At 59.7% G+C, this 25,550-nt stretch carries 23 protein-coding genes; 16 read left to right on the forward strand and 7 right to left on the reverse strand.

Annotation, left to right across the window (positions count from 1 at the left end):
* Positions 1 to 209 precede the first annotated feature (209 nt).
* The 7 genes from QZR14_RS19730 (at position 210) to QZR14_RS19760 (ending at position 11,697) form a co-directional block, all read left to right on the forward strand.
* Positions 210 to 2,042, forward strand: coding sequence for an extracellular solute-binding protein (locus QZR14_RS19730; RefSeq protein WP_311997490.1), 1,833 nt, complete (start codon positions 210 to 212; stop codon positions 2,040 to 2,042).
* Positions 2,039 to 3,880, forward strand: a complete 1,842-nt coding sequence (locus QZR14_RS19735; RefSeq protein WP_250604563.1) for an extracellular solute-binding protein — start codon at positions 2,039 to 2,041, stop codon at positions 3,878 to 3,880. The genes QZR14_RS19730 and QZR14_RS19735 overlap by 4 nt, the downstream gene beginning before the upstream one ends.
* A gap of 4 nt (positions 3,881 to 3,884) precedes the next feature.
* The gene (locus QZR14_RS19740) at positions 3,885 to 4,958 is read left to right on the forward strand and encodes a microcin C ABC transporter permease YejB (RefSeq protein ID WP_311997491.1); all 1,074 of its coding nucleotides are present in this window, start codon (positions 3,885 to 3,887) and stop codon (positions 4,956 to 4,958) included.
* 1 nt (position 4,959) lies between these two features.
* A complete protein-coding gene (locus QZR14_RS19745) occupies positions 4,960 to 5,979 on the forward strand; it encodes an ABC transporter permease (RefSeq protein ID WP_007910587.1) in 1,020 nt (339 codons plus the stop codon).
* Position 5,980: 1 nt separating this feature from the next.
* Positions 5,981 to 7,591: an ABC transporter ATP-binding protein gene (locus QZR14_RS19750; protein ID WP_250604559.1), complete on the forward strand. Its 1,611-nt coding sequence runs from the start codon at positions 5,981 to 5,983 to the stop codon at positions 7,589 to 7,591.
* A 19-nt stretch (positions 7,592 to 7,610) separates the two neighbouring features.
* Positions 7,611 to 8,405: an enoyl-ACP reductase FabI gene (fabI, locus tag QZR14_RS19755; RefSeq protein WP_053119821.1), complete on the forward strand. Its 795-nt coding sequence runs from the start codon at positions 7,611 to 7,613 to the stop codon at positions 8,403 to 8,405.
* 145 nt (positions 8,406 to 8,550) lie between these two features.
* The gene (locus QZR14_RS19760; protein ID WP_311997492.1) at positions 8,551 to 11,697 is read left to right on the forward strand and encodes a hypothetical protein; all 3,147 of its coding nucleotides are present in this window, start codon (positions 8,551 to 8,553) and stop codon (positions 11,695 to 11,697) included.
* 244 nt (positions 11,698 to 11,941) lie between these two features.
* On the opposite strand, the gene QZR14_RS19765 is transcribed toward QZR14_RS19760, so the two are convergent.
* The 4 genes from QZR14_RS19765 to QZR14_RS19780 form a co-directional block, all read right to left on the reverse strand.
* On the reverse strand, positions 11,942 to 12,907 hold the full coding sequence (locus QZR14_RS19765) for a GGDEF domain-containing protein (protein WP_311997493.1): 966 nt from the start codon (positions 12,905 to 12,907) through the stop codon (positions 11,942 to 11,944).
* Positions 12,908 to 12,968: 61 nt separating this feature from the next.
* Complete coding sequence (locus QZR14_RS19770; protein ID WP_311997494.1) at positions 12,969 to 13,547, reverse strand: hypothetical protein; 579 nt, start codon at positions 13,545 to 13,547, stop codon at positions 12,969 to 12,971.
* A 1-nt stretch (position 13,548) separates the two neighbouring features.
* A complete protein-coding gene (locus tag QZR14_RS19775) occupies positions 13,549 to 15,711 on the reverse strand; it encodes a xanthine dehydrogenase family protein molybdopterin-binding subunit (RefSeq protein WP_311997495.1) in 2,163 nt (720 codons plus the stop codon).
* A 22-nt stretch (positions 15,712 to 15,733) separates the two neighbouring features.
* Entirely contained in the window at positions 15,734 to 16,189 is a 456-nt protein-coding gene (locus QZR14_RS19780) for a (2Fe-2S)-binding protein (RefSeq protein WP_003224136.1), read from the reverse strand.
* Between the two features lie 266 nt (positions 16,190 to 16,455).
* Between QZR14_RS19780 and QZR14_RS19785 the strand changes: the two genes are divergently transcribed.
* The gene (locus tag QZR14_RS19785; RefSeq protein WP_150694907.1) at positions 16,456 to 17,286 is read left to right on the forward strand and encodes an alpha/beta fold hydrolase; all 831 of its coding nucleotides are present in this window, start codon (positions 16,456 to 16,458) and stop codon (positions 17,284 to 17,286) included.
* 144 nt (positions 17,287 to 17,430) lie between these two features.
* Here the strand turns inward: QZR14_RS19785 and QZR14_RS19790 are convergent, their stop codons facing one another.
* Positions 17,431 to 17,823, reverse strand: a complete 393-nt coding sequence (locus QZR14_RS19790; RefSeq protein WP_311997496.1) for a GFA family protein — start codon at positions 17,821 to 17,823, stop codon at positions 17,431 to 17,433.
* A 626-nt stretch (positions 17,824 to 18,449) separates the two neighbouring features.
* Between QZR14_RS19790 and QZR14_RS19795 the strand changes: the two genes are divergently transcribed.
* The 3 genes from QZR14_RS19795 (at position 18,450) to QZR14_RS19805 (ending at position 20,683) form a co-directional block, all read left to right on the forward strand.
* Complete coding sequence (locus tag QZR14_RS19795; protein ID WP_311997497.1) at positions 18,450 to 18,815, forward strand: DUF6124 family protein; 366 nt, start codon at positions 18,450 to 18,452, stop codon at positions 18,813 to 18,815.
* A gap of 157 nt (positions 18,816 to 18,972) precedes the next feature.
* Positions 18,973 to 19,884 carry a carboxymuconolactone decarboxylase family protein gene (locus tag QZR14_RS19800; protein ID WP_311997498.1) on the forward strand — a complete coding sequence of 304 codons (912 nt, stop codon included), beginning with the start codon at positions 18,973 to 18,975 and terminating at the stop codon, positions 19,882 to 19,884.
* Between the two features lie 130 nt (positions 19,885 to 20,014).
* Positions 20,015 to 20,683, forward strand: coding sequence for a class I SAM-dependent methyltransferase (locus QZR14_RS19805; RefSeq protein ID WP_311997499.1), 669 nt, complete (start codon positions 20,015 to 20,017; stop codon positions 20,681 to 20,683).
* A gap of 213 nt (positions 20,684 to 20,896) precedes the next feature.
* Here QZR14_RS19805 and QZR14_RS19810 read toward each other — a convergent pair whose 3' ends face one another.
* Entirely contained in the window at positions 20,897 to 21,166 is a 270-nt protein-coding gene (locus tag QZR14_RS19810) for a transmembrane sensor/regulator PpyR (protein WP_311997500.1), read from the reverse strand.
* 260 nt (positions 21,167 to 21,426) lie between these two features.
* On the opposite strand from QZR14_RS19810, the gene QZR14_RS19815 reads away from it, so the two are divergent.
* The 5 genes from QZR14_RS19815 to QZR14_RS19835 all read left to right on the forward strand — a co-directional run bounded on the left by QZR14_RS19815 (position 21,427) and on the right by QZR14_RS19835 (position 24,675).
* Complete coding sequence (locus QZR14_RS19815; protein WP_311997501.1) at positions 21,427 to 21,930, forward strand: VOC family protein; 504 nt, start codon at positions 21,427 to 21,429, stop codon at positions 21,928 to 21,930.
* Between the two features lie 35 nt (positions 21,931 to 21,965).
* Positions 21,966 to 22,799, forward strand: coding sequence for an AraC family transcriptional regulator (locus tag QZR14_RS19820; RefSeq protein WP_311997502.1), 834 nt, complete (start codon positions 21,966 to 21,968; stop codon positions 22,797 to 22,799).
* Between the two features lie 198 nt (positions 22,800 to 22,997).
* Complete coding sequence (locus tag QZR14_RS19825; protein ID WP_007910618.1) at positions 22,998 to 23,300, forward strand: ArsR/SmtB family transcription factor; 303 nt, start codon at positions 22,998 to 23,000, stop codon at positions 23,298 to 23,300.
* 61 nt (positions 23,301 to 23,361) lie between these two features.
* The gene (locus QZR14_RS19830) at positions 23,362 to 24,345 is read left to right on the forward strand and encodes a zinc-dependent alcohol dehydrogenase family protein (RefSeq protein WP_250604533.1); all 984 of its coding nucleotides are present in this window, start codon (positions 23,362 to 23,364) and stop codon (positions 24,343 to 24,345) included.
* Positions 24,346 to 24,366: 21 nt separating this feature from the next.
* Positions 24,367 to 24,675, forward strand: a complete 309-nt coding sequence (locus QZR14_RS19835; protein ID WP_311997503.1) for an antibiotic biosynthesis monooxygenase family protein — start codon at positions 24,367 to 24,369, stop codon at positions 24,673 to 24,675.
* Between the two features lie 116 nt (positions 24,676 to 24,791).
* On the opposite strand, the gene QZR14_RS19840 is transcribed toward QZR14_RS19835, so the two are convergent.
* Positions 24,792 to 25,379 (reverse strand): LysE family translocator, encoded by a 588-nt coding sequence (locus tag QZR14_RS19840; protein WP_311997504.1) that lies wholly within the window; start codon positions 25,377 to 25,379, stop codon positions 24,792 to 24,794.
* Positions 25,380 to 25,550: the final 171 nt, after the last annotated feature.

Consider the following 25,550-nt stretch of genomic DNA (forward strand, 5'->3'; position numbering starts at 1 on the left):
GCTTTTCAAAACGTGAGTTCGACTCGACAGTTCAGGTCGGTGTAGCTCTCGCAAACACCGCAATCAGTCCCCTCTCCCCCTGGGAGAGGGTTAGGGTGAGGGGCTCTTCGCGCAAACGATTAACCGCACATTAACCCGCATCTTTTTCCTGTCCAGACAAGCTGTTACTGTACGGCCCACAAAGCCCAAGCCGCTGGATCGGATCTGACTTGAAGCGTGCCCTCCTCCTGCTCCTGATCAGCCTGGCCTTGAGCTCAACCGCAAGCGCGACGATTACCGAAAGCCACGGTTATGCGCAGTTCGGCACGCTCAAGTACCCGGCCAGATTTACCCACTTCGACTGGGTCAACCCGCAAGCGCCCAAGGGCGGTACGTTGCGGGTGATGGCGTTCGGCACCTTCGATACGGTCAACCCGTACACGTTCAAGGGCACCAGCCCGGTCACCACAGCGAATTTCCTCCAGTACGGCATCAACGAGCTGAACGAGCCGCTGATGGTCGGCACCGGCCAGTATTCGCCGTCCGGTGACGAACCGGCGTCGAGCTATGGCTTGATCGCGCAGTCGGTGGAGTACAGCGAAGATCGCAGCTGGGTGGTGTTCAATCTGCGCCCGGAAGCGCGTTTCCACGATGGCACGCCGATCACCGCCTACGACGTCGCCTTCTCCTACCGCACGCTGCTCAAGGACGGCCACCCGCTGTACCGCACCGCCCTGCAGGAAGTGCTGCGCGTCGACATTCTCAACAAACAACGCATTCGCTTCGTGCTCAAACGCTCGGGCAACCCGCTGCTGATCCTGCGCCTCGGCGAATTGCCAGTGCTGCCGCAGCATTACTGGAAGGGCCGCGACTTCAAGGCCACCACCTTCGAACCGCCACTGGGCAGCGGCCCCTATCGCATCACTTCGGTGACGCCGGGCCGGCAACTGATCTTCGAGCGGGTCAAGGATTACTGGGGCAAGGACCTGCCGGTCAATCGCGGCAAGTACAACTTCGATCGCATGGAAGTCGAGTTCTACCGTGACAGCGATGTGGCGTTCGAAGCGTTCAAGGCTGGCGAGTTCGACATTTACATCGAGCATCAGGCGAAGAACTGGGTCAACGGCTACAACTTCCCGGCGATACGCCGTGGCGACGTGATCAAGGCGCAGATCCCGCATCAGATCCCGACCCAGAGTCAGGGCCTGTTCATGAATACCCGCCGTACCACGTTCGCCGACGTGAAAACCCGCGAAGCGCTGGGCCTGATGTTCGACTTCGAATGGACCAATCGCGCGCTGTTCAGCGATGCCTACAAACGCACGACCAGTTACTACCCCAACAGTGAATTCACCACCTCCGGCCTGCCGGTCGGGCATGAATGGCTGATGCTCAAGCCGTACAAGGAGCAACTGCCGGCCAAGCTGTTCACCGAGCCGTTCACCCTGCCGAAAACCGACGGTCGCGGCATCCCCCGGGAAACCATGCGCAAGGCATTGGCATTGCTCGCCGAAGCCGGCTGGAAGCTCAACGGTCAGCGCCTGCAAAACGCTGCCGGCCAACCGCTGCGGTTTGAGCTGCTGCTGGTCAATCCGAACCTGGAGCGCCTCTACCAGCCGTACATCGAGAACCTCAACAGCATCGGCATCGACGCGCGCCTGCGCACCGTGGATCGGGCGCAGTACAAACAGCGCCTTGATCAATTTGATTTCGACATGATCTCGATGACGCTCAACCAGACCCTCAGCCCAGGGCTTGAGCAGTGGCAGTACTTCCACTCCAGTCAGGTCGGGGTCAAGGGCAGCAAGAATTACGCGGGTATCGCCAATCCGGTGGTCGATCACCTGCTCGAACAATTGCTCGCCGCGCGCACCCGCGACGAGCAGGTCGCCGCCGGCAAGGCGCTCGACCGCGTGCTGCTCTGGCAGCACTACAGCATTCCCAACTGGTACCTCAATTATCACCGTCTGGCCTACCGCAACCGGTTGGCCCACGTCACCACGCCGCCCTACACCCTGGGCCTGAGCGCATGGTGGCTGAAGTCTTCGGAGAAAGATCAATGAAACCGATCCGCGCCCTGCTCGTCCAGGCCAGCGGCTTGCTGTTCGCCGGGCTGGCCTTGGCCGCCCCGCAACACGCCGTGACCCTGTACAACGAGCCGCCGAAATACCCGGCCGATTTCAAGCATTTCGATTATGTGAACCCCGACGCGCCCAAGGGCGGCATTTTCCGTCAGGCCGGTTTCGGCGGCTTCGACAGCCTCAACCCGTTCATCAGCAAAGGCGTGCCGGCCGATGACGTCGGGCAGATCTACGACACCTTGACCAAACACAGCCTCGACGAACCGTTCACTGAATACGGCCTGATCGCCCGGCAGATCGAAAGAGCGCCGGACAACAGCTGGGTGCGTTTTTACCTGCGCCCTGAAGCACGCTTCCACGACGGCCATCCGGTGCGCGCCGAGGACGTGGTGTTCAGCTTCAACACGCTGACCAAAGAAGGTTCGCCACTGTTTCGCGGCTACTACAGCGACGTTTCTGAAGTGATCGCCGAAGATCCGCTGAAAGTGCTCTTCAAGTTCAAGCACACCAATAACCGTGAACTGCCGCTGATCCTCGGCCAGTTACCGGTGCTGCCCAAACACTGGTGGGCCGACCGCGATTTCACCAAGGGCAACCTGGAAATCCCGCTGGGCAGCGGCCCCTACAAGGTCGCAGAAGTGAAGGCCGGACGCTCGGTGCGTTACGAGCGGGTCAAGGATTACTGGGGCAAGGACCTGCCGGTCAACCGTGGTTTCTACAACTTCGACACGATGACCACCGATTACTACCGCGACAACACCGTCGCCCTCGAAGCGCTGAAGGCCGGGCAGTTCGATTACTGGCTGGAAATGACCGCGAAGAATTGGGCCAATGCCTACAACATCCCGGCGGTCACCGAAGGTCGCTTGATCAAGGAACAGATCGCCAACAGCAACCCCACCGGCATGCAGGGCTTCGTCTTCAATCTGCGCCGCCCGGTGTTTCAGGATGTGCGGGTGCGTCAGGCGCTCGGCCTGCTGTTCGATTTCGAATGGACCAACAAACAGCTATTCAACAGTGCCTACTTCCGCACCCGCAGCTATTTCGAGAACTCGGAAATGGCCGCCACCGGCCTGCCTGATGCCGATCAGCGGGCGATCCTCGAGCCGTTTCGCAGCAAGCTGCCGGCGCAGGTGTTCAGCGAAGCGTTCGAGAATCCGAAGACCGACGCCAGTGGCATGATCCGCGCGCAGCAGCGCGAGGCTTATCAACTGCTGCAAGAGGCTGGCTGGAAGATCGTCGACGACAAAATGGTCGACGCCACGGGCAAACCGGTGGTGATCGAGTTTCTGCTCGCGCAGACCGAGTTCGAACGTGTTTTGCTGCCGTTCAAGCGCAACCTCAGCGACCTTGGCATTGATCTGGTGATCCGCCGCGTCGACGTCTCGCAATACATCAACCGCGTGCGTTCGCGGGATTTCGACATGATGGTCGGCAGCTTCCCGCAGTCCAACTCGCCGGGTAACGAACAGCGCGAATTCTGGATGAGCGCCGCCGCCGACAAACCGAGCAGCCGCAACACCATCGGCCTGAAGGATCCGATCGTCGATCAACTGGTCGAGAACCTGATCAACGCCGACTCGCGTAAAAGTCTGGTGGCCCACGCCCGGGCGCTGGATCGCGTGCTGCAATGGGGTTACTACGTGATCCCTAACTGGCACATCAAGACCTGGCGCGTGGCGTACTGGAACCACATCGGTCACCCGAAAGTTTCGCCCAAGTACGACATCGGGATTAACACCTGGTGGGTCAAGCCCGATGCGAAACCGGCGATAGAAGTCGAAACCAAACTGCAAGCCGACCCTGTGGGCACGGAGTAATCAGATGCTGGCGTATATTTTTCGGCGACTGCTGCTGATCATCCCGACCCTGTTCGGCATTCTGCTGATCAACTTCGTGATCATCCAGGCCGCGCCCGGTGGCCCGGTGGAACAGATGATCGCCAAGCTCGAAGGCTTCGAAGGCGCCACCAGCCGCATTGCCGGCGGCGGGGCCGAGGTGTCCGTGGCCGGCTCGTCCTATCGCGGCGCGCAGGGTCTGGACCCGGCGCTGATCAAGGAAATCGAGCACATGTACGGGTTCGACAAATCGGCCCCGGAACGCCTGTGGATCATGGTCAAGAACTACGCGCAGCTGGATTTCGGCGACAGTTTCTTCCGCGACGCCAAGGTCATCGACCTGATCAAGGAAAAGATGCCGGTGTCGATTTCGCTCGGGCTGTGGAGCTCGCTGATCATGTACCTGGTGTCGATCCCGCTGGGAATCGCCAAAGCCACGCGGCACGGCAGCCATTTCGACGTCTGGACCAGTTCGGCGATCATCGTCGGCTATGCGATCCCGGCGTTCCTGTTTGCGATCCTGCTGATTGTGGTGTTTGCCGGCGGCAGTTATCTCGACTGGTTCCCGCTAAGGGGCCTGACCTCAAACAACTTCGATGAACTGAGCTTCGGCGGCAAGATCCTCGATTACTTCTGGCACCTGGCGTTGCCGGTGACTGCATTGGTGATCGGCAACTTCGCGACCATGACCCTGCTGACCAAAAACAGCTTCCTCGACGAGATCAACAAGCAATACGTGGTCACCGCCAAGGCCAAAGGCCTGACGCGCCATCGTGTGTTGTATGGCCACGTGTTCCGCAACGCCATGCTGCTGGTGATTGCCGGGTTCCCGTCGGCGTTCATCGGCATCTTCTTCACCGGCTCACTGCTGGTGGAAGTGATCTTCTCCCTCGACGGCCTCGGTCTGATGAGTTTTGAAGCGGCGATCAACCGCGATTACCCGGTGGTGTTCGGCACCCTGTTCATCTTCACCCTGCTCGGGCTGGTGGTGAAACTGATCGGCGACCTGACCTACACCTTTGTCGATCCGCGCATCGACTTCGAAAGCCGGGAGCATTGAGATGAACCTGTCCCCTCTCAACCGCCGCCGCTTCGAACTGTTCAAGGCCAATAAGCGCGGCTGGTGGTCGCTGTGGCTGTTTCTGATTCTGTTCGGCCTGAGCCTCGGCGCCGAGCTGATCGCCAACGACAAGCCGTTGGTGGTGCATTACGACAACAATTGGTACTTCCCGGCGATCAAGCGCTACCCGGAAACCGCCTTCGGCGGCGAATTCCCGCTGGAAGCCAACTACAAGAGCCCGTACATCCGCGAACTGCTCAAGGCCAAGGATGCGTGGGTGCTGTGGGCGCCGATTCCCTACAGCTACCAGAGCATCAACTACGACCTGAAAGTCCCGGCCCCAGCGCCACCGTCGGCGGACAACCTGCTGGGCACCGACGATCAGGGCCGTGATGTGCTGGCGCGGGTGATCTACGGTTTCCGCATCTCGGTGCTGTTCGCACTGACGCTGACCGTGCTGAGTTCGATCATCGGCGTGATTGCCGGTGCGTTGCAGGGTTTCTATGGCGGCTGGGTCGATCTGGCCGGGCAGCGTTTTCTGGAGATCTGGTCAGGGCTGCCGGTGCTTTATCTGCTGATCATCCTCGCCAGTTTCGTCCAGCCGAATTTCTGGTGGCTGCTGGGGATCATGCTGCTGTTCTCGTGGATGAGCCTGGTCGACGTGGTGCGCGCCGAGTTCCTCCGTGGCCGCAACCTTGAGTACGTGCGCGCGGCGCGGGCGCTGGGCATGCAGAACGGTGCGATCATGTTCCGCCACATCCTGCCCAACGCCATGGTCTCGACCATGACCTTCATGCCGTTCATCCTCACCGGCGCCATCGGCACCCTCACCGCGCTGGACTTCCTCGGTTTCGGCTTGCCGGCCGGCAGTCCGTCGCTGGGTGAGCTGGTCGCCCAGGGCAAATCCAACCTGCAAGCGCCGTGGCTGGGCATGAGTGCCTTTGCCGTGCTGGCGTTGATGCTGAGTTTGCTGGTGTTTATCGGCGAGTCCGCTCGCGATGCCTTCGACCCGAGGAAGTGAAATGAATCAGGACAATCTGATCGAAGTGCGTGACCTCGCCGTCGAGTTCGGTTTCGGCGAGCGCGTGCACCGGGTCGTCGAAGGCGTGAGTTTCGACATCAAGCGCGGCGAAACCCTGGCGCTGGTGGGTGAATCCGGCTCCGGCAAATCGGTGACCGCGCACTCGATCCTGCGCCTGCTGCCCTACCCGATGGCCCGCCATCCGGCCGGCAGCATCAACTACGCCGGGCAAAACCTGCTGGGCCTGAGTGAAAAGACCATCCGCCACATTCGCGGCAACCGCATCGCGATGATCTTTCAGGAGCCGATGACGTCGCTGAATCCGCTGCATTCGATCGAGAAGCAGATCAACGAAGTCCTCGGCATCCACAAGGGTCTGACCGGCAAAGTCGCGACCAAGCGTACGCTGGAGCTGCTGGAGATGGTCGGCATCCCGGAACCGCACAAGCGCCTCAAGGCCCTGCCCCACGAACTTTCCGGCGGTCAGCGCCAACGGGTGATGATCGCCATGGCCCTGGCCAACGAGCCGGAATTGCTGATTGCCGACGAACCGACCACGGCTCTGGACGTGACCGTTCAGCTGAAAATCCTCGATTTGCTCAAGGAACTACAGGCCAGATTGGGCATGTCGCTGTTACTGATCAGTCACGATTTGAACCTGGTGCGAAGAATTGCGCATCGCGTATGTGTCATGCAGCGCGGTTGCATCGTCGAACAGGCATCGTGCGCAGAGCTGTTCCGTTCGCCGCAGCATCCGTACACTCGGGAATTGCTCGGCGCGGAGCCCAGCGGAGGCCCGGCGAGCAATAAAATCGGCGCGCCGCTGCTGGAAGTCGAGGACCTGAAAGTCTGGTTCCCGATCAAGAAAGGCCTGCTCAAGCGCACGGTGGATCACGTCAAGGCAGTGGACGGCATCAATTTCAGCCTGCCTCAGGGCCAGACCCTGGGGATCGTGGGGGAAAGCGGTTCCGGCAAATCCACGCTGGGTCTTGCGATTTTGCGGCTGATTGGCAGCAAAGGCGCGATCCGCTTTGAAGGCAAGCAGCTAGACTGCCTGACGCAGAACGAGGTTCGCCCGTTGCGGCGGGAGATGCAGGTGGTGTTTCAGGACCCGTTTGGCAGCCTGAGCCCGCGCATGTGCGTCAGCGACATCGTCGGCGAAGGCCTGCGGATTCACAAGATGGGTACCGCGGCCGAACAGGAAGCGGCAATTATTGCGGCATTGAAGGAGGTAGGTCTGGATCCGGAAACCCGGCACCGCTACCCCCACGAATTTTCCGGTGGGCAACGGCAGCGAATCGCCATTGCCCGGGCTTTGGTGCTGAAACCGGCGCTGATCCTGCTGGACGAGCCGACTTCGGCGCTCGACCGGACGGTGCAGCGGCAAGTGGTGGAGCTGTTGCGTTCACTGCAAGCCAAGTACAACCTGACGTATTTGTTCATCAGCCATGATCTGGCTGTCGTCAAAGCGCTGAGCCACCAGCTGATGGTGGTCAAGCATGGCCAAGTGGTCGAACAGGGAGACGCGCAAAGTATTTTTGCCGCCCCCCAACATCCGTATACACAGCAGTTGCTGGAAGCCGCTTTTTTGGCACCAGCCACTGCGCAATAACCTGAAAGAGGAGCAACACATGGGTTTTCTCGCCGGTAAGCGCGTACTGATCGTCGGTGTCGCCAGCAAGCTGTCCATCGCATCCGGCATCGCTGCCGCCATGCATCGCGAGGGCGCTGAGCTTGCCTTCACTTATCAGAACGACAAACTGAAAGGTCGTGTTGAAGAATTCGCTCAAGGCTGGGGTTCGAGCCCTGAGCTGTGCTTCCCGTGCGACGTGGCCAGCGATGAAGAAATCGCCAAGGTCTTCGAAGCACTGAGCAAGAAGTGGGACGGCCTGGACTGCATCGTCCACTCCGTTGGCTTCGCCCCGGGCGACCAACTGGACGGCGACTTCACCGAAGCCACCACCCGTGAAGGTTTCCGCATCGCGCACGACATCAGCGCCTACAGCTTCGTGGCCCTGGCCAAGGCTGGCCGCGAAATGATGAAAGGCCGCAACGGCAGCCTGCTGACCCTGTCGTACCTGGGCGCCGAGCGCACCATGCCGAACTACAACGTCATGGGCATGGCCAAGGCTTCGCTGGAAGCTGGCGTGCGTTACCTGGCCGGCTCCCTGGGCCCGGACGGCACCCGTGTCAACTGCGTATCGGCTGGCCCGATCCGTACCCTGGCAGCCTCCGGCATCAAGAACTTCCGCAAGATGCTGGCCGCCAACGAAGCGCAAACCCCGCTGCGTCGCAACGTCACCATCGAAGAAGTCGGCAACGCCGGCGCCTTCCTGTGCTCCGACCTGGCGTCGGGCATCAGCGGTGAAATCATGTACGTGGACGGCGGCTTCAACACCACCGCCATGGGCAACATCGAAGAGTGATCTTCGCCTAGCCGATAAAAAACCCGTCTTTTCAGACGGGTTTTTTATGCCTGCAAGAAATCGCTGCTGCACTACATATGTACCGCCAGCCCCACTGCCCTGCATTCGACAATCGGCGCTCACTGCCTATCAGTTGCCGTAGAGAATGCACATGAACCGGATATCTTCGACCCCCCGCCCCGAGCGGACGCTGGTCCAGAACCTGATCACCGAATTGACCGCCGTGCCCGTGGTCGACGACACCAATCCACCGCGCACACTGCAAGTCCCTCGTTCGTGCCTGCTGCACGAGTGGATGGAGCTTTACTGGACCGCCCTTGAACGCCCGGAATTTCTCGACTGGGCCAGCACCTTCGACATTGACATCGATACCTTGCGCCTCAAAGGCGACACCCTGGAAGTACAAACCTCGTCAAACGGCACCTCCGGACAACGCACGTTCAAGCTGGAAGACGACTCCGACTGGTGGCAAATGGCACCCATGCTGTTGATGATTTCCCAGCGTATCGACCCTGCCGGATTCGGCTTGCCGTACATCGGCGGCAAGTCCGCCAATCCGCGCTACCAGTTTCCCCGTGAAGTGGTGCTGGCCTTCTATGGCTACCCGGAACCGCAAAACGCGATTCAGGCTCAAGTGATCGTTGCCGAGTTGAAGCTCAAGGGCCTCGCTGCCTTCGATGAAAACGGTAACACCACCTCGGCCGTGGTCAATGAACGCCATGCGCAGCTCCAGGACTACCAGCGCCTGGCGGCGACAATCGATGACGCGCTGCTGGCCAACGAACCAGACGAAAAAAACTTTGACCCATCAAGCCTTGCCGACACCCTCGTGCCGCTCACGTCCGGCTCCTGGCTGGCCACGCTTGGCACCAGCCCCCTCAAGTTCGAGCAGATCATCAGCCGTTACGAACTCCCGCTTCCACACAATATCAAGGATGCCCAGGCGCTCGCTCAGCAGTTGCGAACGCATACCTGGCCGCCGCTGCCGTATGTCAGCGAATATGTGCAAACCAACGAGCACATCTGGCGCTATCGCAAGGGGTTCGCTGAAATCGAGGACTGTCGGCACATCATCCGGCGCCTCGAAGCCCTGAGCTGGAACAAGGCGCCGAGCACTAAAATCGATCTTGAGGAACACAACGATGCCGATCCAGAGTCGCCACTGGGTAAATTGATCGCAGAGGGCCAGACCGAACTGAACACATTCAGGCTCAACCCGGCCTTTCAGGCCATTCTGACCGCACACAAGCTCTCTGCCGAAACCTGGCTACTCGTGACCGCGAGTGGACACACAGGAGCACCTGGCGCCAACGGCTGGGTGACACTGACCGCGGAGGTGGAAAAACACCCGTCCCTGAAAAACCAGCGTGATCGCCTCAAAGCCATGGCGCGCAAAGCCGGCGGCGCGTTACGCAGCAACGGCAAGGTCAGCCTTGAGCAAATGCTGCGCTTCTACGACATCGCGACGCCGAAAAATGTCGAGGCTGCCCGCACCATCGCACTCAACGAGAAATCACTACTACACATGCGCCCCGGGCATATGAATCATTGGTACTTGCTGGGTCAGCCCGGCAAACAGACCGAGCGCTTCACGGCCGCGCAACGCCAGCTCATCATTGCCACGACCCAAACGTATTTGCCCGCGAACGCGGAGCCGCTAATCGATTATCTCAGTGAAGGTGTCGACACCGATCTACCGCTGACCACCCTCAAGGCAAAGGCCGACTACCTGATCAGCCGGATTCTGATCACTCCGCGCGCCCATGCTTTGGGCAACCAGTTGCTGAAAAAGCTTGCCCCGCCCGCCCAGAACAAGGGACTGCTGGCGAGCAATCGCGAGCGCCTGTTGCTCGCCGCGTTGATACTCGACCTGGACCCGCTGGCGGGCGAACATCTGGACCGGATCATCGGCCAACCCTTGAACGACAGTTTTTTATGGGGGGAACGCTGTGACGAGGCGCGACGGTTCATCGATCATCAATTCGATCTGGCCAGGGTCAGGAGCAAGACCCTGGCGACTCACCTTTTATTGTCAGGCATCGCCCCGGAATTCCTGATCCGTGACATTCCCGCGACCGTCAACTACATGAGTTCCAGCCATTGGGTCAGGCTGAAACAACTCGTTCTTTATATTGAAAACTCAACGCCCGGTGTGGCGCGCCTGATGACCTTCGAGCAACTGCACAGGCTGATGAAAGGACCGCACACAAGCAGTCTTCGCACCTTCCTGCGCAACAACGCTTGCGCTTCAGCGGCCCTCGACTGGGCGGTGGCCAGGGGGGTGATCGCGCGCGATCCCGAACACCCGAGCACGACCTATGATGAGCCTGCGCTGAAACAGGCCAAGGTGGTTTTCCGCAACCACGAGCGACAACTGCGCCGGCTGCAGCGCCGCGCGTTTCACGGGCAATTCCCCACGCCCGCCACCGTTGCCCTGGCGGATCTGCGCAAAATCTTTACCGAAGATTTTCACCTGGAGGAAAAGGTTCTATACGATCCCGCCGATCCTTCGAACGGACACTCTACACAGCCTCATCACTCGCTGACCGAGCTGCATTTGTCGGGCCGGTTGTCAGCCGATCTGCACGGCTGGAGTTCGAGCAGCGAGCACGTGAAGCTGGAGTCCATGACAGCGCAATTTGCCAGACTCAATCCTGTCGCGACGTTATTCCAGGCGGCATTGAGCTCCCGCTTGAAGCGCATGAAGGAGGCCTGTGTTTCGATGATCAAAGAGGCCTTCACCCAGTTGCCACTGGCGCAGCGGCTCGACATCGAAGACAACTCGCTGGAATTGCTGGCCCTGCACATCCCGGCTAGCGAAAAAGAAACCGCCAACGACGTCGCCCCTTTCGCCATCATCGCGCTCCTGCGAGGCTCGACGCCCAGAGTATTCGAGATCTTTACCCGCTTGGGCATCGTCACCTTGCGACGCGATATCGACCTGGCACGGCTGACCCCTTCAGCTCCGGGCGAAGCGGCACGATCGCTGCCCTTCGATGCCGAAGCCTACCGCCACGGAACCAGCGCGAAGGCCAGTGCCACGTGCCGCGCCAGGATCAAGCGTCTCGACATTGAAGGCGCGCCGCTGGTGCAAAAGGCGTCTGCGGCCGTTCCCGATACCTTTGCTTCCCACAAGGTCAACGCCATCGCCAGGACCGCTGTCCGGTACCTGTTCGACGCCCATGAATCGCAAGTCCTGCAAGACGCGCTGGTCGCCCCCGAACTCAAGGATGCCGAAGCCAGCCACAAGAAATGGCTGAAATTCTACGCCGACCTGAGTCCTCCCGAGTGACGGACTCGCCATTGCTTGCAGGCCTGCTCCCAAAAGAACTTGTGGTGAGCCGGGATTTTGAGAGCAACCAAGGAACCTGTGGGAGTGAGCCTGCTCGCGATAGCGATGGGTCAGCCGATGACGATGTTGAATGTGCGGACGCCATCGCTGGCAAGCCAGCTCCCACAGGTTTCTCGGGTGTTCACAAAATCCCGGTTCACTGCAGATCCCAGTGGGAGCTGGCTTGCCAGCGATGAGGTCCGAATCAACAACGCTTCAGGGCCTGCTTGTGCACGTACATCGCGCTGTCGGCATCCGCCAGCAGCCGATCCACGGTCTCATGGCGCTCAGCGTCGTATTCGATCTGGCCGACGCTGAAGCGAATCGCGTAGCCACGGTGCAACGTGGCATTGCGCTCTTCGAGAATATCCTTGAGGCGCGCCATGATCGTGGTGGTTTCGACATGGCTGGAGCCGGTCAGCAACGCGACAAACTCATCCCCGCCCAAACGCCCGACCACATCACTCTCGCGAAAGGCGATGCGCAGCACGTCGGCAAAGGTCTTCAGCGCGCTGTCGCCCTCGGCATGGCCATACAGGTCGTTGATCTGTTTGAAGTCATTGAGGTCGAAAAACAGCAAGGTCGCCGGCCGCTTTATCCGCGCGCAGGCGTCCAGCGCATGCTGTGCCAGTTGCTTGAAACCACGGCGATTGGACAGCAAGGTCAACTCATCCATGCTCGCGATCTGCACAGAGGCCAGTTCTTGCTCGGCCATTTCCGCCAGATCCCGCAACAACGCGCGCTCTTCCTCGTCGAGGTCGCGGGGCTTGGTGTCGATCAGGCACAGCGTGCCCATTTTGTTGCCATTGGGCACGGTCAGCGGGTAACCGGCATAAAAGCGAATGTTCGGCGCACCCGTCACCAGCGGGTTGTCATGGAAGCGCACATCCTCGCGGGCGTCCGGCACCAACAGCAGACCATCGTTAAGAATCGCGTGGCCGCAGAACGAGATATCCCTCGACGTTTCATTGATATCAAGCCCCACACACGACTTGAACCACTGCCGATTGCTGTCGACCAGCGTCACCAGTGCAATCGGCACATTGAACAAGCGTTTCGCCAAGCGTGTCAGTCGGTCGAAACGCTCTTCAGGGGCAGAATCGAGCAGTTCAAGACCTTGCAGCGCTTGAACCCGCGCCGTTTCATTCGCAGGTTTTCCTGGAACCAGCATCAGCACACTCCATTGGCAACAATGCTGTTAAGCGTAGCGCTAATTCGCCGAGGGGTTCTCATCAGATCCCCGCCACCGGGCACGGCCCGCCCGCGTCGGCCCAGAGCTTGAATTGCGTGACAAAAATATCGTGCGGCACCGGCACCGGCGCACGCCCTGCGCCGGGATTCCAGCCCCACAGCACCAGTTTGTCTTCGCTGACGTGCTTGATCAGCGCGGCAAAATCGCGATCGCCATTGCTCGAACGGTCCTTGATCATTGCGCAGAGTTTGTCCGGCGGCAGGCCGATCCAGGCCATTTTGTGCGCCGCCGGCGGCAGGCTCCAGTGCGGCGCGCCCGGCGGTGCATGCGGGCCGTAACTGGCCGGCGGATTGTTTTCTGCGTGACAGGTTGCACAGGGCAAACCGGCCGCACCCTTGCCGTCCATGCCGCGCACCACGTTCATCGCATGGGGGATGCCGGCGTCGAACTGCAACGGCGCATCACCGGGAATGTGGCAGTTCTGGCAGCGCGGACTCTGGAAGACTTTCTGTACCGTGGTGAAGGCTTTCAAGGCTTCCTGATCATCGGCGAACAGATCCGAGGCATAACCGCCCAGCCCCAGTAGAACCACCGTGCCCAACACTAGATGTCGCTTCATCTCACACCCCCGACAGTTGCAGCGGCAACTCGCGCAGGCGTTGCCCGGTCAGGGCGAACACCGCGTTGGCCACGGCTGGTGCGGTTGGCGGCACACCGGCCTCGCCGATGCCGCCGGGTTTGTCGCTGCTGGGCACGATGTGCACTTCAACCACCGGCATCTCGTTGAGCCGCAGCACCTGGTAATCGTGATAGTTGGACTGCACGACCGCGCCGTCCTTGAGCGTCAGTTTGCTGTGCAGGGCCATGCCCAGGCCGAAGGTGATGCACGACTCCATCTGCGCGGCGATGCTCTGCGGGTTCACCGCGATCCCGCAGTCCACAGCGCAAACGACGCGATGCACGCGAATCGCCAGATTGTCCTGCGACACTTCCGCCACCTGCGCCACATAACTGCCGAACGACTCGTGCACCGCGACGCCCAGCGCATGGCCGTCCGGCAATGGCGCTTTCCAGTTGGCTTTTTCCACCGCCAGATTGAGTACGCCCAAATGCCGAGGATGATCCTTGAGCAAGGTTCGTCGGTACTCGACCGGATCCTTGCCCGCCGCCGTGGCCATTTCATCGATCAGCGATTCCATGACAAAACCGGTATGGCTATGGCCCACCGAGCGCAGCCACAGCACGTTGATTCCGGTCTGCGGCGAATGCAGATCAACCTGGTGGTTGGCCAGGCCTTTGACGTAAGGGCTGTCTGAAACGCCTTCGACCGAAGTCGGGTCGATGCCGTTCTTGACCATCGTCGCCTCCATCAACGTGCCGGTCATGATCGACTGCCCGACCAGCACGTGCTGCCAGCTCGACGGCAAACCATCCGCGCCCAGACCGATCTTCGCCTGATGCAGGAACATTGAGCGGTAGTAACCGCCGCGAATGTCATCCTCACGAGACCATACGGTTTTCACCGGCATGGCGGCGGCTTTCGCCACTTGCACCGCTTCGGCGACGAAGTCAGACGTCGGATTTGCCCGGCGCCCAAAACCGCCACCCAGGAATTCGGTGTGAATCTCGACCTGCTCGGGCTTCAGGCCAGTGATCTTGCCCGCGACCATTTGGTCCAGCGTCTGGAATTGTGTGCCGGTCCAGATCTCGCACTTTTCCGCGCTGATTTTCACCGTGCAATTGAGCGGTTCCATCGGCGCGTGGGCCAGATAGGGAACGCTGTACTCAACATCGATCTTCTTCGCCGCTTTGCCGAAACTGCCCTTGGCATCTCCAGCCTGACTGGCCGACGTGCCTTGCGTTGCGGCCAGTTTGCGGAAGCTCGCCAGCAGTTTCTCGCTGCTCAGGTCTGCATGCGGGCCAAGATCCCAATCAACCTTCAGCGCATCCCTCCCCAGTTTCGCCGCCCAGTAATGCTCGGCAATCACTGCGACGCCCGTCGGTACCTGCACCACTTTGTGCACACCGGGCACCGCCAGCGCTTCAGCGCCTTCGAAAGATTTAACAGTGGCACCGAATACCGGTGAGCGCGCGACCATTGCGGTCATCAGGCCTTCAAACTGCACGTCCATGCCGAACCTGGCGCGGCCGGTGATTTTCTCCGGGGTGTCGAGGCGTTTGGTCGGTTTGCCGATGACCTTCCAGTCCTTGGCTTCCTTGAAAGTGATCGACTTCGGATCCGGCACTGGCAGTTGCCCGGCGGCATCCGCCAGCTCGCCGTAAGTCGCCCGTTTATCGCCAGCGATCACCACACCCGATTCGGTGCGAATCGCCGACGGCGCCACTTCAAAGCGTTTCGCCGCCGCCTCCACCAGCATCTGCCGCGCCGTCGCGCCCGCCAGCCGATAACGGTCGAACTCCATCCACGTTGACGTCGAGCCGCCGGTAATCTGCATGCCGCCAAACGCGGGCATGCCGTAATCCGCCGCCGACGCCGGTGAATGTTCAACGCGGATTTTCGACCAATCGGCGTCCAGCTCCTCGGCAATCAACATGGTCAGGCCGGTCCAGATGCCCTGGCCCATCTCCGAATGCCCGAGCAGCACGGTGACGCTGTTGTCCGCCGCAATCCGCAAGAATGCATTCGGCGCAAACACCTTGCCTTCATTCTCCGCCGCATAGGCAAACTTGTGGCCGCCGGGGACGACAAATGCCACCACCAAACCGCCGCCCAACACGGCGCTGCCCTTGAGAAAACCCCGACGCGATACAGGACTGTTCATCGTCTATCTCCCACAAAAGCCATCAGCCGATTTCCGACGCACGCTTCACAGCGGCACGGATCCGTGGATAGGTGCCGCAACGGCAGATGTTGCCGGAGAGCGCCTGATCGATATCGCTGTCGGTGGGTTTGGGGATTTTCGCCAGCAGTGCCGCCGCAGACATGATCTGCCCAGACTGGCAGTAACCGCACTGCACCACGTCGAGTTCGGCCCAGGCTTGTTGCACCGGGTGCGAGCCGTCGGTGGACAGGCCTTCGATGGTGAGGATTTTCTGCCCATGGGCCACGGCGGTCGCGGGCGTGATGCAGGCGCGCAACGGCGCCCCGTCAACGTGTACGGTGCAGGCCCCGCACTGGGCCATGCCGCAGCCGAATTTGGTACCGGTCAGGTGCGCGACATCGCGCAGAACCCAGAGCAACGGCATGTCCGCGGGGACATCAAGCTCTTGATCCTTGCCATTGATATTCAAGGTCAGCATCGGGGGACTTCCTCAGACTCACGGTGTTCTGAAGGGGCGCCGCTGTGGCCAGCAAAGCCTGTGCGCGCCTCGGCTTATCCCTTTCAGCAAAGCCTAATTTGCGCTTCAAGCCAGACGTTGCGACCACCGGTCATGCAGATGTCGACTTTAATCCTACAGTTGATAACGGCTCTCACCGAGCCATCGCAGTGGAAAACTCACCATGAATCAAACCGGTCCGCGCTGACTGCGCGGGTTACCCATCACATTGGTCTGGAGTAGCGAACATGGGATTTGTCACCAGCAAAGACGGCGTCGAAATCTTCTACAAGGACTGGGGCCCGAAAGACGCGCCGGTGATTCACTTCCACCACGGCTGGCCGCTCAGTTCGGACGATTGGGATGCGCAGATGCTGTTCTTTCTCGGCAAGGGCTTTCGGGTGGTTGCCCATGATCGGCGTGGGCATGGGCGTTCGAGTCAGGTCTGGGATGGCCACGATATGGATCATTACGCCGACGATACGCTGGCAGTGGTTAATCATCTGGGCCTGAAGAACGTGGTGCATGTCGGCCACTCGACCGGTGGCGGTGAGGTGATTCATTACATCGCCCGGCATGGTCAGGCCAACGTCGCCAAAGGTGTGCTGATCAGTGCGGTGCCACCGTTGATGGTGCAGACCGAGAGCAATCCGGGTGGTCTGCCGAAGTCGGTGTTCGATGATTTTCAGGCGCAACTGGCGGCGAACCGGGCTCAGTTCTATCGCGATATCCCGACAGGGCCGTTTTATGGCTACAACCGGCCGGGGGCCACACCTTCGGAGGGGATCATTGCCAACTGGTGGCGTCAGGGCATGATCGGTGGCGCGAAGGCGCATTACGACGGGATCGTCGCGTTTTCGCAGACGGATTTCACTGAAGACCTGAAGAAGGTCACCGTGCCGGTGCTGGTGATGCATGGCGAGGATGACCAGATTGTGCCGTATGCGAACTCTGGGCCGTTGTCGGCGAAGTTGCTGCCCAATGGCACGCTGAAGTCGTATCCGGGGTTCCCGCACGGGATGCCGACGACGGAAGCGGAGACGATTAACGCGGATCTTTTAGCCTTTATCCGCGGCTGAGATCATTGGCAGCCATACACTTCCCCCCTGTGGGAGCGAGCCTGCTCGCGAATGCTATCTTCCAGTTGAACTTGAGCTGAATGACCCACCGCTTTCGCGAGCAGGCTCGCTCCCACAAGGGAGATGTGATTGGACTCACTTCCATTATTCCTCTGTGCGACTTGTGCTTTCACGATCACGCTCGTAGTGGTGAGCCAATGGCAGCGCCGGTAGCCACGACTCGCGGCGGATGGTCCAGAGTTCATAAGTGGGTTTGAACTGATTAGGCTCATCGAGCGATCCGACGTTGACCTCTACTTCATCTTCGGAACGCGTGAACACCGGTGAGCCGCAGCGCGGGCAGAAAAAGCGCCCGTTGTAGTCGCGGATTTCGCCGGTGACCTTCAACCCATCTTCGGGAAATATGGCCGAGGTGTGAAAGAGCGTGCCGTGACGTTTGCGGCAGTCGAGGCAGTGGCAGATACCGACGCGGTAGGGCTGACCTGTCACTTCGAAACGAACATCGCCGCATAGGCAACCGCCAGTCAATCGATTCATGTCGCACCTCCTCTTCAGAATTTGAAATTAGCGACAGCCCTCACCCTAACCCTCTCCCAGAGGTAGAGGGAACTGACCGAGGTGTCTGCTCGAGCTACGCCGACCTGAAATATCGAGTTGAACTCGGGTTCTGAAGCGCATGGAGATCGGCTCCCTTTCCCCCTCGCCCCCTTGGGGGGAGAGGGCTGGGGTGAGGGGGGAATCTAACTGACACACCGCAAAACCCAAAGCCCCCGCCATCCAGTATTTTCATCAATAAACACGAAGGCCGTGATCACGTTTAAAGCACACAAACCGTTACACCATCCTCCCTACAACACCTTGCGTCGTTACCTACGCGTACGCCAGAATCCGCCGGCTTACACGGCTAAGGGCCGGGCTATATCGTTTGCCTGTCACTGCAAAACAGTGATCGGGTTTGGTAGCCCGCGTCGGTACCGCCGTATGGCGCCACCTTATTCAGTCTCTTTATTCGCGGCTGTGTTTTATATGGTGGACATGCGTGGGGCTCATTCGTGAGCGCCGGGTTTGCGTATCGACCGGTCTACCAACCCCCGCATGGCCGCCACCCTTCGTTTGGTAGCGAGAGTGATGGCTCCTATTTATTTCGATACGAGACTTCATCTATGTTCAAAATTACGCCCAACCCACCACAAACCGATCCAATTCCCCACGATCCGTCACTTGACCCGCAAAAGGTCAAAGAATCCACCGACCGCGCCCTCGACTACTACCTGCGACCCGAAGCACTGGGCGCTCCACCAAGCTCGCCAAAGTTTCGCCCCGTCTACCTAGTCGACCCCACGCTGGATGAAGAAACCCTGTTGGTCGAAGCCTGTGAGTCGCTTTCCTACGCCCACTCCATGGCCGGTAACATCGCCAACTCGATAGGCGGCCCGGAGCGTAAACCGCTGCTGGCGCTGCAACAGGTGATCATGCTGAACGAGCTGTTGGTCAACCGACTGCTGGACAAGCTGCGCATCCCGCAGTAGCCAACACACGGAATGAGTGAGCGGTCACACCCTCACTTTCGCTCTGCCTCCTCCCGTCGATTGATGAGCAGAACTCATCAAGCCATCCCGATTTAACCGTCTAGTCCCCACCAGTCACCTCGCTTAGTCTTTCCCCCACGCCCAATGGGAGATCGACATGCACAAGCACACACTCGGCATCAGTTCACTCGAATTATCCGCCCTCGGCTTTGGCTGCATGGGCCTGAGCCGTGGTTATAGCCCGACCACGGATACCCAGAGAATCGCAGAACCACAGTGGACGCAGCCTTCCACGATGGCCACTGATACACGCAGCAGCGCTGCCCTCCCCGCACTCATGGCGCTCTGCCTGAGCGTTGGAGCGATGTTCAGCCTTACCACCCAAGCAGCCGAGGCACCGAAATCCATGACCACCCCGCAAACCACCGGACAAGCCCTTTCGAGCAAACAACAGACGATTCCACTGATTGCTGCGTTCATGGCGACCAGCGACATGCCCAACCTCAACGCGGCCCTCAATCAAGGACTCGACGCCGGCCTGACGATCAGCGAAATCCGGGAAATTCTCGTGCAGCTCTACGCTTACGTCGGCTTCCCTCGCAGCCTGAATGCCTTGAATGAACTCATGACCGTGGTGCAGGCGCGCAAACAACGCGGCATTGAAGATGCGCCGGGGCGTGAGCCGGGCCGGTCGATTCCAGTCGGAGATGAACTGCTGGCCGCCGGCACCGCGAATCAAACGAAAATTTCGGGCGCCCCGGTCAAAGGCCCGGTGTTCGAATTCGCCCCGGTGATCAACCGGTACCTGCAAACCCACCTGTTCGGCGACATCTTCGAGCGCGACAACCTCGACTGGCAAAGCCGCGAACTGGCCACCGTCGGAGCGCTGGCAGCGAGCCCGGGCGCGGAACCGCAACTGCGCGCGCATATGGCGGCAAGCTTGCGCGTCGGGCTCAGCGCGGCACAGTTGGGCGAGGTCACTGAACAGTTGAAAAAACACGGGGATGCGCAGACTGCCGAACGTGCGAATGCAGCGCTCAAGGAGGTTTTGGCGGCTTCGAAAAAATGACCTGAAAATGGACCTGATATCGATGTCTTAAAGAAAATCGGCGTTCGGAGTTGTGTGGGTGCACTGATCTACAAACCCTGGCTTGCGATCAGCGTCCATACTGTGGTTTTTCAATAGTCGGGACACCGCCATGCCCTCCCCCGAATCCAGCCTTTTGCAGAGCTGGCACGACAACGCTGAGGCCTGGATCGAGGTGATCCGCAGCGGCGCCATCGAAAGCCGTCAACAGGTCACCGATCAGGCAATTCTGCTGGCGATCATGAGCCGTCAGCCACAGCGCGTACTTGATCTTGGCTGCGGCGAAGGCTGGTTATTGCGGGCGCTGGCGGATCGCGGGATTGACGCCGTCGGTGTGGATGGCGATGCGCGGCTGGTCGAAGCGGCGCGTCTGGCAGGGGCGGCGCGGGTGCATGTCGCCAGCTATGAAGCGCTGGTCGATGACAAGGTCGACATCGGGCGCGACTACGACCTGGTGTGCGCGAATTTCTCGCTACTGCATCAAGACATAATTCCGCTGCTTGCCGCGATGAATGCCTTGCTTGTTCCCAGAGGTGTTGTGGTCATTCAGACACTGCATCCATGGGCTGTGGCGGCTGGGGATTACCAGGATGGCTGGCGCGAAGAAACCTTTGCCGGGTTCAAAGGCCAGTGGCAGCCGATGCCGTGGTATTTCCGCACGTTGTCGAGTTGGCTGAATGCGCTGGACATGGCCGGGTTCCAACTGGCCGGTTTGCAGGAGCCACAGCATCCGCAAAGTCCAGTGCCGCAGTCGTTGCTGATGGTTGCCGAGCGCCGCTGAGATTTCAGAAACACCACCAATCATTGTGGGAGCTGGCTTGCCAGCGATGGCGTCGGGTCAGTCAACATTGATGTTGAAGGTGCTGACCTCATCGCTGGCAAGCCAGCTCCCACAGTGGTTTTGGGTGTGCCAGGAATTTGTGACCACCATACAAACCTGTGGGAGTGAGCCTGCTCGCGATGACGGTATTTCAGGCGACATCAATGTTGAATATCAGACCGCAATCGCTTGCAGGCAAGCTCCCACAGTGGTTTCGGGACCACGGATGCGGTGCTGCGCCATCAGGCGCATGACGTAGCCGATCTTGATCAGGGTCGGGCCGAGGATGGTCAGGGCGTGCATCGCCACCAGCAGCGCAATCGGCATCTGGCCGTTGTAGAGATAGGCGCCATAGATGCCGGCCAGCAGCATGAGCAGACCGGCGATGAGGATTTTTCTCGACAGGTGCAGAACGTTCAGCGGGCTTTCGAAGAAAGTGAGCATGGTGGCGTACTCCTGAGCAATTTATTGTGTACGTTGAGCATCTCAATTCCCGTGCCATATTAAAATTCGAGAAAATTCAGGCGCTTGAGCACAGCAGAGTCAATTTGACACAGGAACATTAATGTCAATTTGACTCAACCTCTAGTCGTTATGACTACGATTTCTGACGTCCGCTAACTTGTCGATCTACGGCACCGGCAATCGACCAAGGACTGACTACGCTGTAAATCCAGCTGTCTAACCTGCCGAGGATGACTGCCATGCAACGCTTTCAGAAACTCACCCCTTGCCTGTGGTTCGACGATCAGGCCGAAGCCGCTGCGAAGTTCTATTGCTCGATCTTCGATCACGCGAAAATCACCGGCCTGACTCACTACAGCAAGGTCGGTCAGGAATTTCATGGCAAGCCGGAGGGTGCGGTGATGACCGTCAGTTTCGAACTCGATGGCCAGACCTTTACCGGCCTTAACGGTGGGCCGATGTTCACGTTCAGCGAGGCGATTTCGTTTCAGGTCAATTGCCAGAATCAGGAAGAAGTCGACCATTTCTGGGGCAACCTGTCCGAGGGTGGCCCAGTCGAAGCCCAACAATGTGGCTGGCTCAAGGACAAGTTTGGCGTGTCGTGGCAGATCGTGCCGGTGGCGTTCATGCACATGATGCTGGATGCCGACACCAGCAAATCGCAGCGCGCCATGCAGGCGATGTTCCAGATGAAAAAACTCGACATTGCCGAACTGGAACGGGCCTTTGCCGGCCAGAACTAATACACTGGCGCCCTGGCCTGCCGGGAATAACAACGATGAAACACGCTGCCGCCAAGCAACCTGAAAAAGCCCCGCGTTTCTGGCGCGACGCGGCGCTGCCATTCATTGAAGCACGGGCCATCGCCGATGGCCGCGAGGTCTGCTATGCGCGGCATTCCCACGCGCATTTTTCCATCGGCGCGATCACCGCCGGGCGCAGCACGTATGTGCATGAGCAGGCGCAGTTCGAGGTCGCGGCGGGCACCGTGGTGCTGATGAATCCCGGCGATGTACATGCGTGTAATCCGATCGATGACCAGCCTTGGTCGTACGTGATGCTGTACGTGGAAACGCCATGGCTGACGGATTTGCAGCATCAGTTGGGCTTTGCCGGTGATCTTGAGTTTCGGCGTTTTTCCACCACACACCTTGATGACACTGCGCTGTTCAACGAACTGAACGGGCTGTATCAAACGTTGGTCGACCCGCAACAGGATGTGCTGCGCAAGCAGAGCGCGGCGGTGGAGTTTTTCAGCGACCTGCAACTGCGTTTGAACCCCGCCGGCCCCTCTCTGCGCGAGCCGAATTTCAAACTGGAACGCGCTGCCGATTTCATTCGCGAACACTGCACCGAGATGCTCAACCTCGACGACATTTGCGCCGCGGCACAGCTGTCACCGTCCTACCTGATCCGCGCTTTCAAACACCATTACGGCATGACGCCCCACGCGTTTCTGGTCAATCAGCGCATCCAGTTTGCCCGCGAGCGCCTGCGCAGCGGCCAGTTGATTGCGGATGTGGCGCTGGAAGCCGGGTTTGCCGATCAGGCGCATTTTCAGCGAGCGTTCAAGCAACATCTGGCGGCAACGCCCGGCCAATATCGCGGCTGACACCTCATCTGAAACTCAACACTTCACCCTGTGGGAGCGAGCCTGCTCGCGAAAGCGGTGTATCAGTCACCGGGATATTGACTGTGCCACTGCATTCGCGAGCAGGCTCGCTCCCACAAAGTCAAATGCCAGCATCATCGGCTGATGACCTTCGAATTGAGATATTGACATATCGGTAAATTCCGATATCTTCGCGGCATGGACCTACTCGAAATCTTCAAAGCCCTCTCGAACCGTACACGCCTGGAAATCCTCAAAGGCTTGAAGGATCCCGAGAAACACTTTCCTCCCCAGGATGAGGGTGACGTGCACACGGTGGGCGTTTGCGTCAGCAGTATTCAGGAAGGCGTCGGGCTGTCGCAGTCGACGGTTTCCGATTATCTGGCGACGCTGCAACGCGCCGGCCTGGTCGAAGTCAGGCGTATCGGCCAGTGGACTTACTACAAACGCAACGAAGCAGCGATCAGCGCGCTGGCCGAGATCATCGGCAGCGAGCTGTAATTTTTTGCCCCAAGATATCGAGAATTCCCGATATCCCTTTTTACCGAAACGAGGAAATGCAATGAAAGCCATGATCCTTACATCATTTGGTGGCGCGGATTCGTTCGAACTTTGCGACGTACCCAAGCCAGTGCCACACGCAGGAGAAGTGCTGGTGCGGGTTCATGCCACCTCCATCAATCCGCTGGATTATCAGGTTCGCCGCGGCGACTACGCCGATCTGGTACCACTTCCAGCCATCACCGGGCATGACGTCTCCGGCGTTGTCGAAGCCGTCGGGCCGGGGGTGAAGGCGTTCGTGCCGGGTGACGAAGTCTGGTACACCCCGCAAATTTTTGGCGGTCCAGGCAGTTATGCCGAGTACCACGTCGCGGCCGAAAATATTATTGGCAAGAAGCCGCCCGCGCTGAGTCACCTTGAAGCGGCCAGCCTGAGCCTGGTTGGCGGAACGGCGTGGGAAGCGCTGGTCGTGCGGGCGGCGCTCAGAGTCGGCGAGAGCATTCTGGTCCACGGCGGCGCGGGCGGTGTCGGGCACATTGCGATTCAGTTGGCCAAAGCCATCGGCGCGAAGGTGTTCACCACCGTGCGTGAAGGCAATTTCGAGTTCGCACAACGAATGGGCGCCGATGTGCTGATTGATTACGAAAAAGAGGATTACGTTGACGCGATCCTGCGCGAAACCGACGGCCGCGGTGTCGATGTGGTGTTCGACACCATCGGCGGCAACACCTTGGCACGTAGCGCCGACGCCCTCGCACAACTGGGCCGCGTGGTGTCGATTGTCGACATCGCCCAACCACAGAACCTGATTCAGGCTTGGGGCAAGAACGCCAGTTATCACTTCGTGTTCACCCGGCAGAACCGCGGCAAACTCGATGAGTTGAGCGCATTGATCGCGAACGGGCAGTTGCGCCCGCACATTGGCGCGGTCTATGCGCTGGCCGACATCGGCCTCGCCCATGCCTTGCTGGAGACGCCCAACAATGGTGTTCAAGGGAAGATCGCGATTGCTGTCGCGCCATCTTCCGAACTCGCCAATCGCTGAACTCAGTGCAAGGAGAACACCATGATTTATGAGATCGCTTTACTGCCCGTTCACATAGGGAAAACCGAAGCCTTCCGCCAAGCATTTGCCGAGGTCGAGCCACTGCTCAGGCGCGCCAAGGGTTACGGCGGGCACTTGCTTGCGCCAGGAATCGAAACGCCTGAGGTGTTCAATTTGATTGTGCGCTGGCAATCACTTGAGGATCACACGCCGGGGTTTGAAGCGAGTGAGGACCATCGGTTGTTCATGCTGGGGCTGGAGGAATATTTTGCCGAAGAGCCGAAGGTGTATCACATTGAGGGCGGCGCTTTTGCGCAGCCGTTCAACTAGTCTCTGGCAGTGACGCCGATCAATGTGGGAGCGAGCCTGCTCGCGAAAGCGGTGGTTCAGCCGGCATATCCAGTGGCTGACACACAGCATTCGCGAGCAGGCTCGCTCCCACAGGGTCAAGTGAACAGCAGGTAGATTGCACTCATTGCCAACAACCCCGCCATGCTCCGATTGAACCAGCGCATCCCCGCCGCGTTGCTCAGATACCCACGCAGAAACGTCCCGGCATACGCCCAGCAGCCGACCGACAGATAACAGATCACCAGATACACCGCCGCAAACTGCCACACCAGACGTGCCTCGCCATCGGCGACAAACGCGCCCATGCCCGCGACGCAGGCCAGCCAGGCTTTCGGGTTGAGCCATTGCATCACTGCGCCATACAGCATCGACGGCGCCCGCCCCGACTCACGCGTATTCAATTGCCCATCATCGGTGGCCAGTTTCCAGGCCATGAACAACAGAAACGCCACGCCGGCCAGTTGCACCACCCGGGTCATGAACGGCCAGAGTTTCAGCACCTCGTGCAAACCCAGCCCCATCAGCACCAGCAGCAACACAAACCCTAACGTGGCCCCGGCGACATGCCGTTGACTGGCGCGAAAGCCGAACTGCGCCCCGGCACTCAACGCCACGATATTCACCGGCCCCGGCGTGATGGATGCCGCCAGCGCGAACGCCGCCATCGAAACAATCAGACTCATCGCACACCTGCTTCAAATCGAGGAACAAGGTGCTCACGGTAGCGAGCACCCTGTCCTCGGTATTGAAGAAAATGCCCCTGACGACACAAGTCCCCTGTGGGAGCGAGCCTGCTCGCGAATGCGTCAGTTCAGTCAACGCGACTTTGAATGACCCACCGCTTTCGCGAGCAG

This window comes from Pseudomonas sp. rhizo66 (assembly GCF_031931925.1).
In the GTDB taxonomy this organism is placed as follows: Bacteria; Pseudomonadota; Gammaproteobacteria; order Pseudomonadales; family Pseudomonadaceae; genus Aquipseudomonas.

Excerpts from the sequence above, each read along its gene's own strand:
- QZR14_RS19735 (WP_250604563.1), top strand. The coding sequence starts at position 2,039 with ATGAAACCGATCCGCGCCCTGCTCGTCCAGGCCAGCGGCTTGCTGTTC.
- QZR14_RS19740 (WP_311997491.1), top strand. The coding sequence starts at position 3,885 with ATGCTGGCGTATATTTTTCGGCGACTGCTGCTGATCATCCCGACCCTG.
- QZR14_RS19745 (WP_007910587.1), top strand. The coding sequence starts at position 4,960 with ATGAACCTGTCCCCTCTCAACCGCCGCCGCTTCGAACTGTTCAAGGCC.
- QZR14_RS19750 (WP_250604559.1), top strand. The coding sequence starts at position 5,981 with ATGAATCAGGACAATCTGATCGAAGTGCGTGACCTCGCCGTCGAGTTC.
- fabI (WP_053119821.1), top strand. The coding sequence starts at position 7,611 with ATGGGTTTTCTCGCCGGTAAGCGCGTACTGATCGTCGGTGTCGCCAGC.
- QZR14_RS19760 (WP_311997492.1), top strand. The coding sequence starts at position 8,551 with ATGCACATGAACCGGATATCTTCGACCCCCCGCCCCGAGCGGACGCTG.
- QZR14_RS19765 (WP_311997493.1), bottom strand. The coding sequence starts at position 12,907 with ATGCTGGTTCCAGGAAAACCTGCGAATGAAACGGCGCGGGTTCAAGCG.
- QZR14_RS19770 (WP_311997494.1), bottom strand. The coding sequence starts at position 13,547 with ATGAAGCGACATCTAGTGTTGGGCACGGTGGTTCTACTGGGGCTGGGC.
- QZR14_RS19775 (WP_311997495.1), bottom strand. The coding sequence starts at position 15,711 with ATGAACAGTCCTGTATCGCGTCGGGGTTTTCTCAAGGGCAGCGCCGTG.
- QZR14_RS19780 (WP_003224136.1), bottom strand. The coding sequence starts at position 16,189 with ATGCTGACCTTGAATATCAATGGCAAGGATCAAGAGCTTGATGTCCCC.
- QZR14_RS19785 (WP_150694907.1), top strand. The coding sequence starts at position 16,456 with ATGGGATTTGTCACCAGCAAAGACGGCGTCGAAATCTTCTACAAGGAC.
- QZR14_RS19790 (WP_311997496.1), bottom strand. The coding sequence starts at position 17,823 with ATGAATCGATTGACTGGCGGTTGCCTATGCGGCGATGTTCGTTTCGAA.
- QZR14_RS19795 (WP_311997497.1), top strand. The coding sequence starts at position 18,450 with ATGTTCAAAATTACGCCCAACCCACCACAAACCGATCCAATTCCCCAC.
- QZR14_RS19800 (WP_311997498.1), top strand. The coding sequence starts at position 18,973 with ATGCACAAGCACACACTCGGCATCAGTTCACTCGAATTATCCGCCCTC.
- QZR14_RS19805 (WP_311997499.1), top strand. The coding sequence starts at position 20,015 with ATGCCCTCCCCCGAATCCAGCCTTTTGCAGAGCTGGCACGACAACGCT.
- QZR14_RS19810 (WP_311997500.1), bottom strand. The coding sequence starts at position 21,166 with ATGCTCACTTTCTTCGAAAGCCCGCTGAACGTTCTGCACCTGTCGAGA.
- QZR14_RS19815 (WP_311997501.1), top strand. The coding sequence starts at position 21,427 with ATGCAACGCTTTCAGAAACTCACCCCTTGCCTGTGGTTCGACGATCAG.
- QZR14_RS19820 (WP_311997502.1), top strand. The coding sequence starts at position 21,966 with ATGAAACACGCTGCCGCCAAGCAACCTGAAAAAGCCCCGCGTTTCTGG.
- QZR14_RS19825 (WP_007910618.1), top strand. The coding sequence starts at position 22,998 with ATGGACCTACTCGAAATCTTCAAAGCCCTCTCGAACCGTACACGCCTG.
- QZR14_RS19830 (WP_250604533.1), top strand. The coding sequence starts at position 23,362 with ATGAAAGCCATGATCCTTACATCATTTGGTGGCGCGGATTCGTTCGAA.
- QZR14_RS19835 (WP_311997503.1), top strand. The coding sequence starts at position 24,367 with ATGATTTATGAGATCGCTTTACTGCCCGTTCACATAGGGAAAACCGAA.
- QZR14_RS19840 (WP_311997504.1), bottom strand. The coding sequence starts at position 25,379 with ATGAGTCTGATTGTTTCGATGGCGGCGTTCGCGCTGGCGGCATCCATC.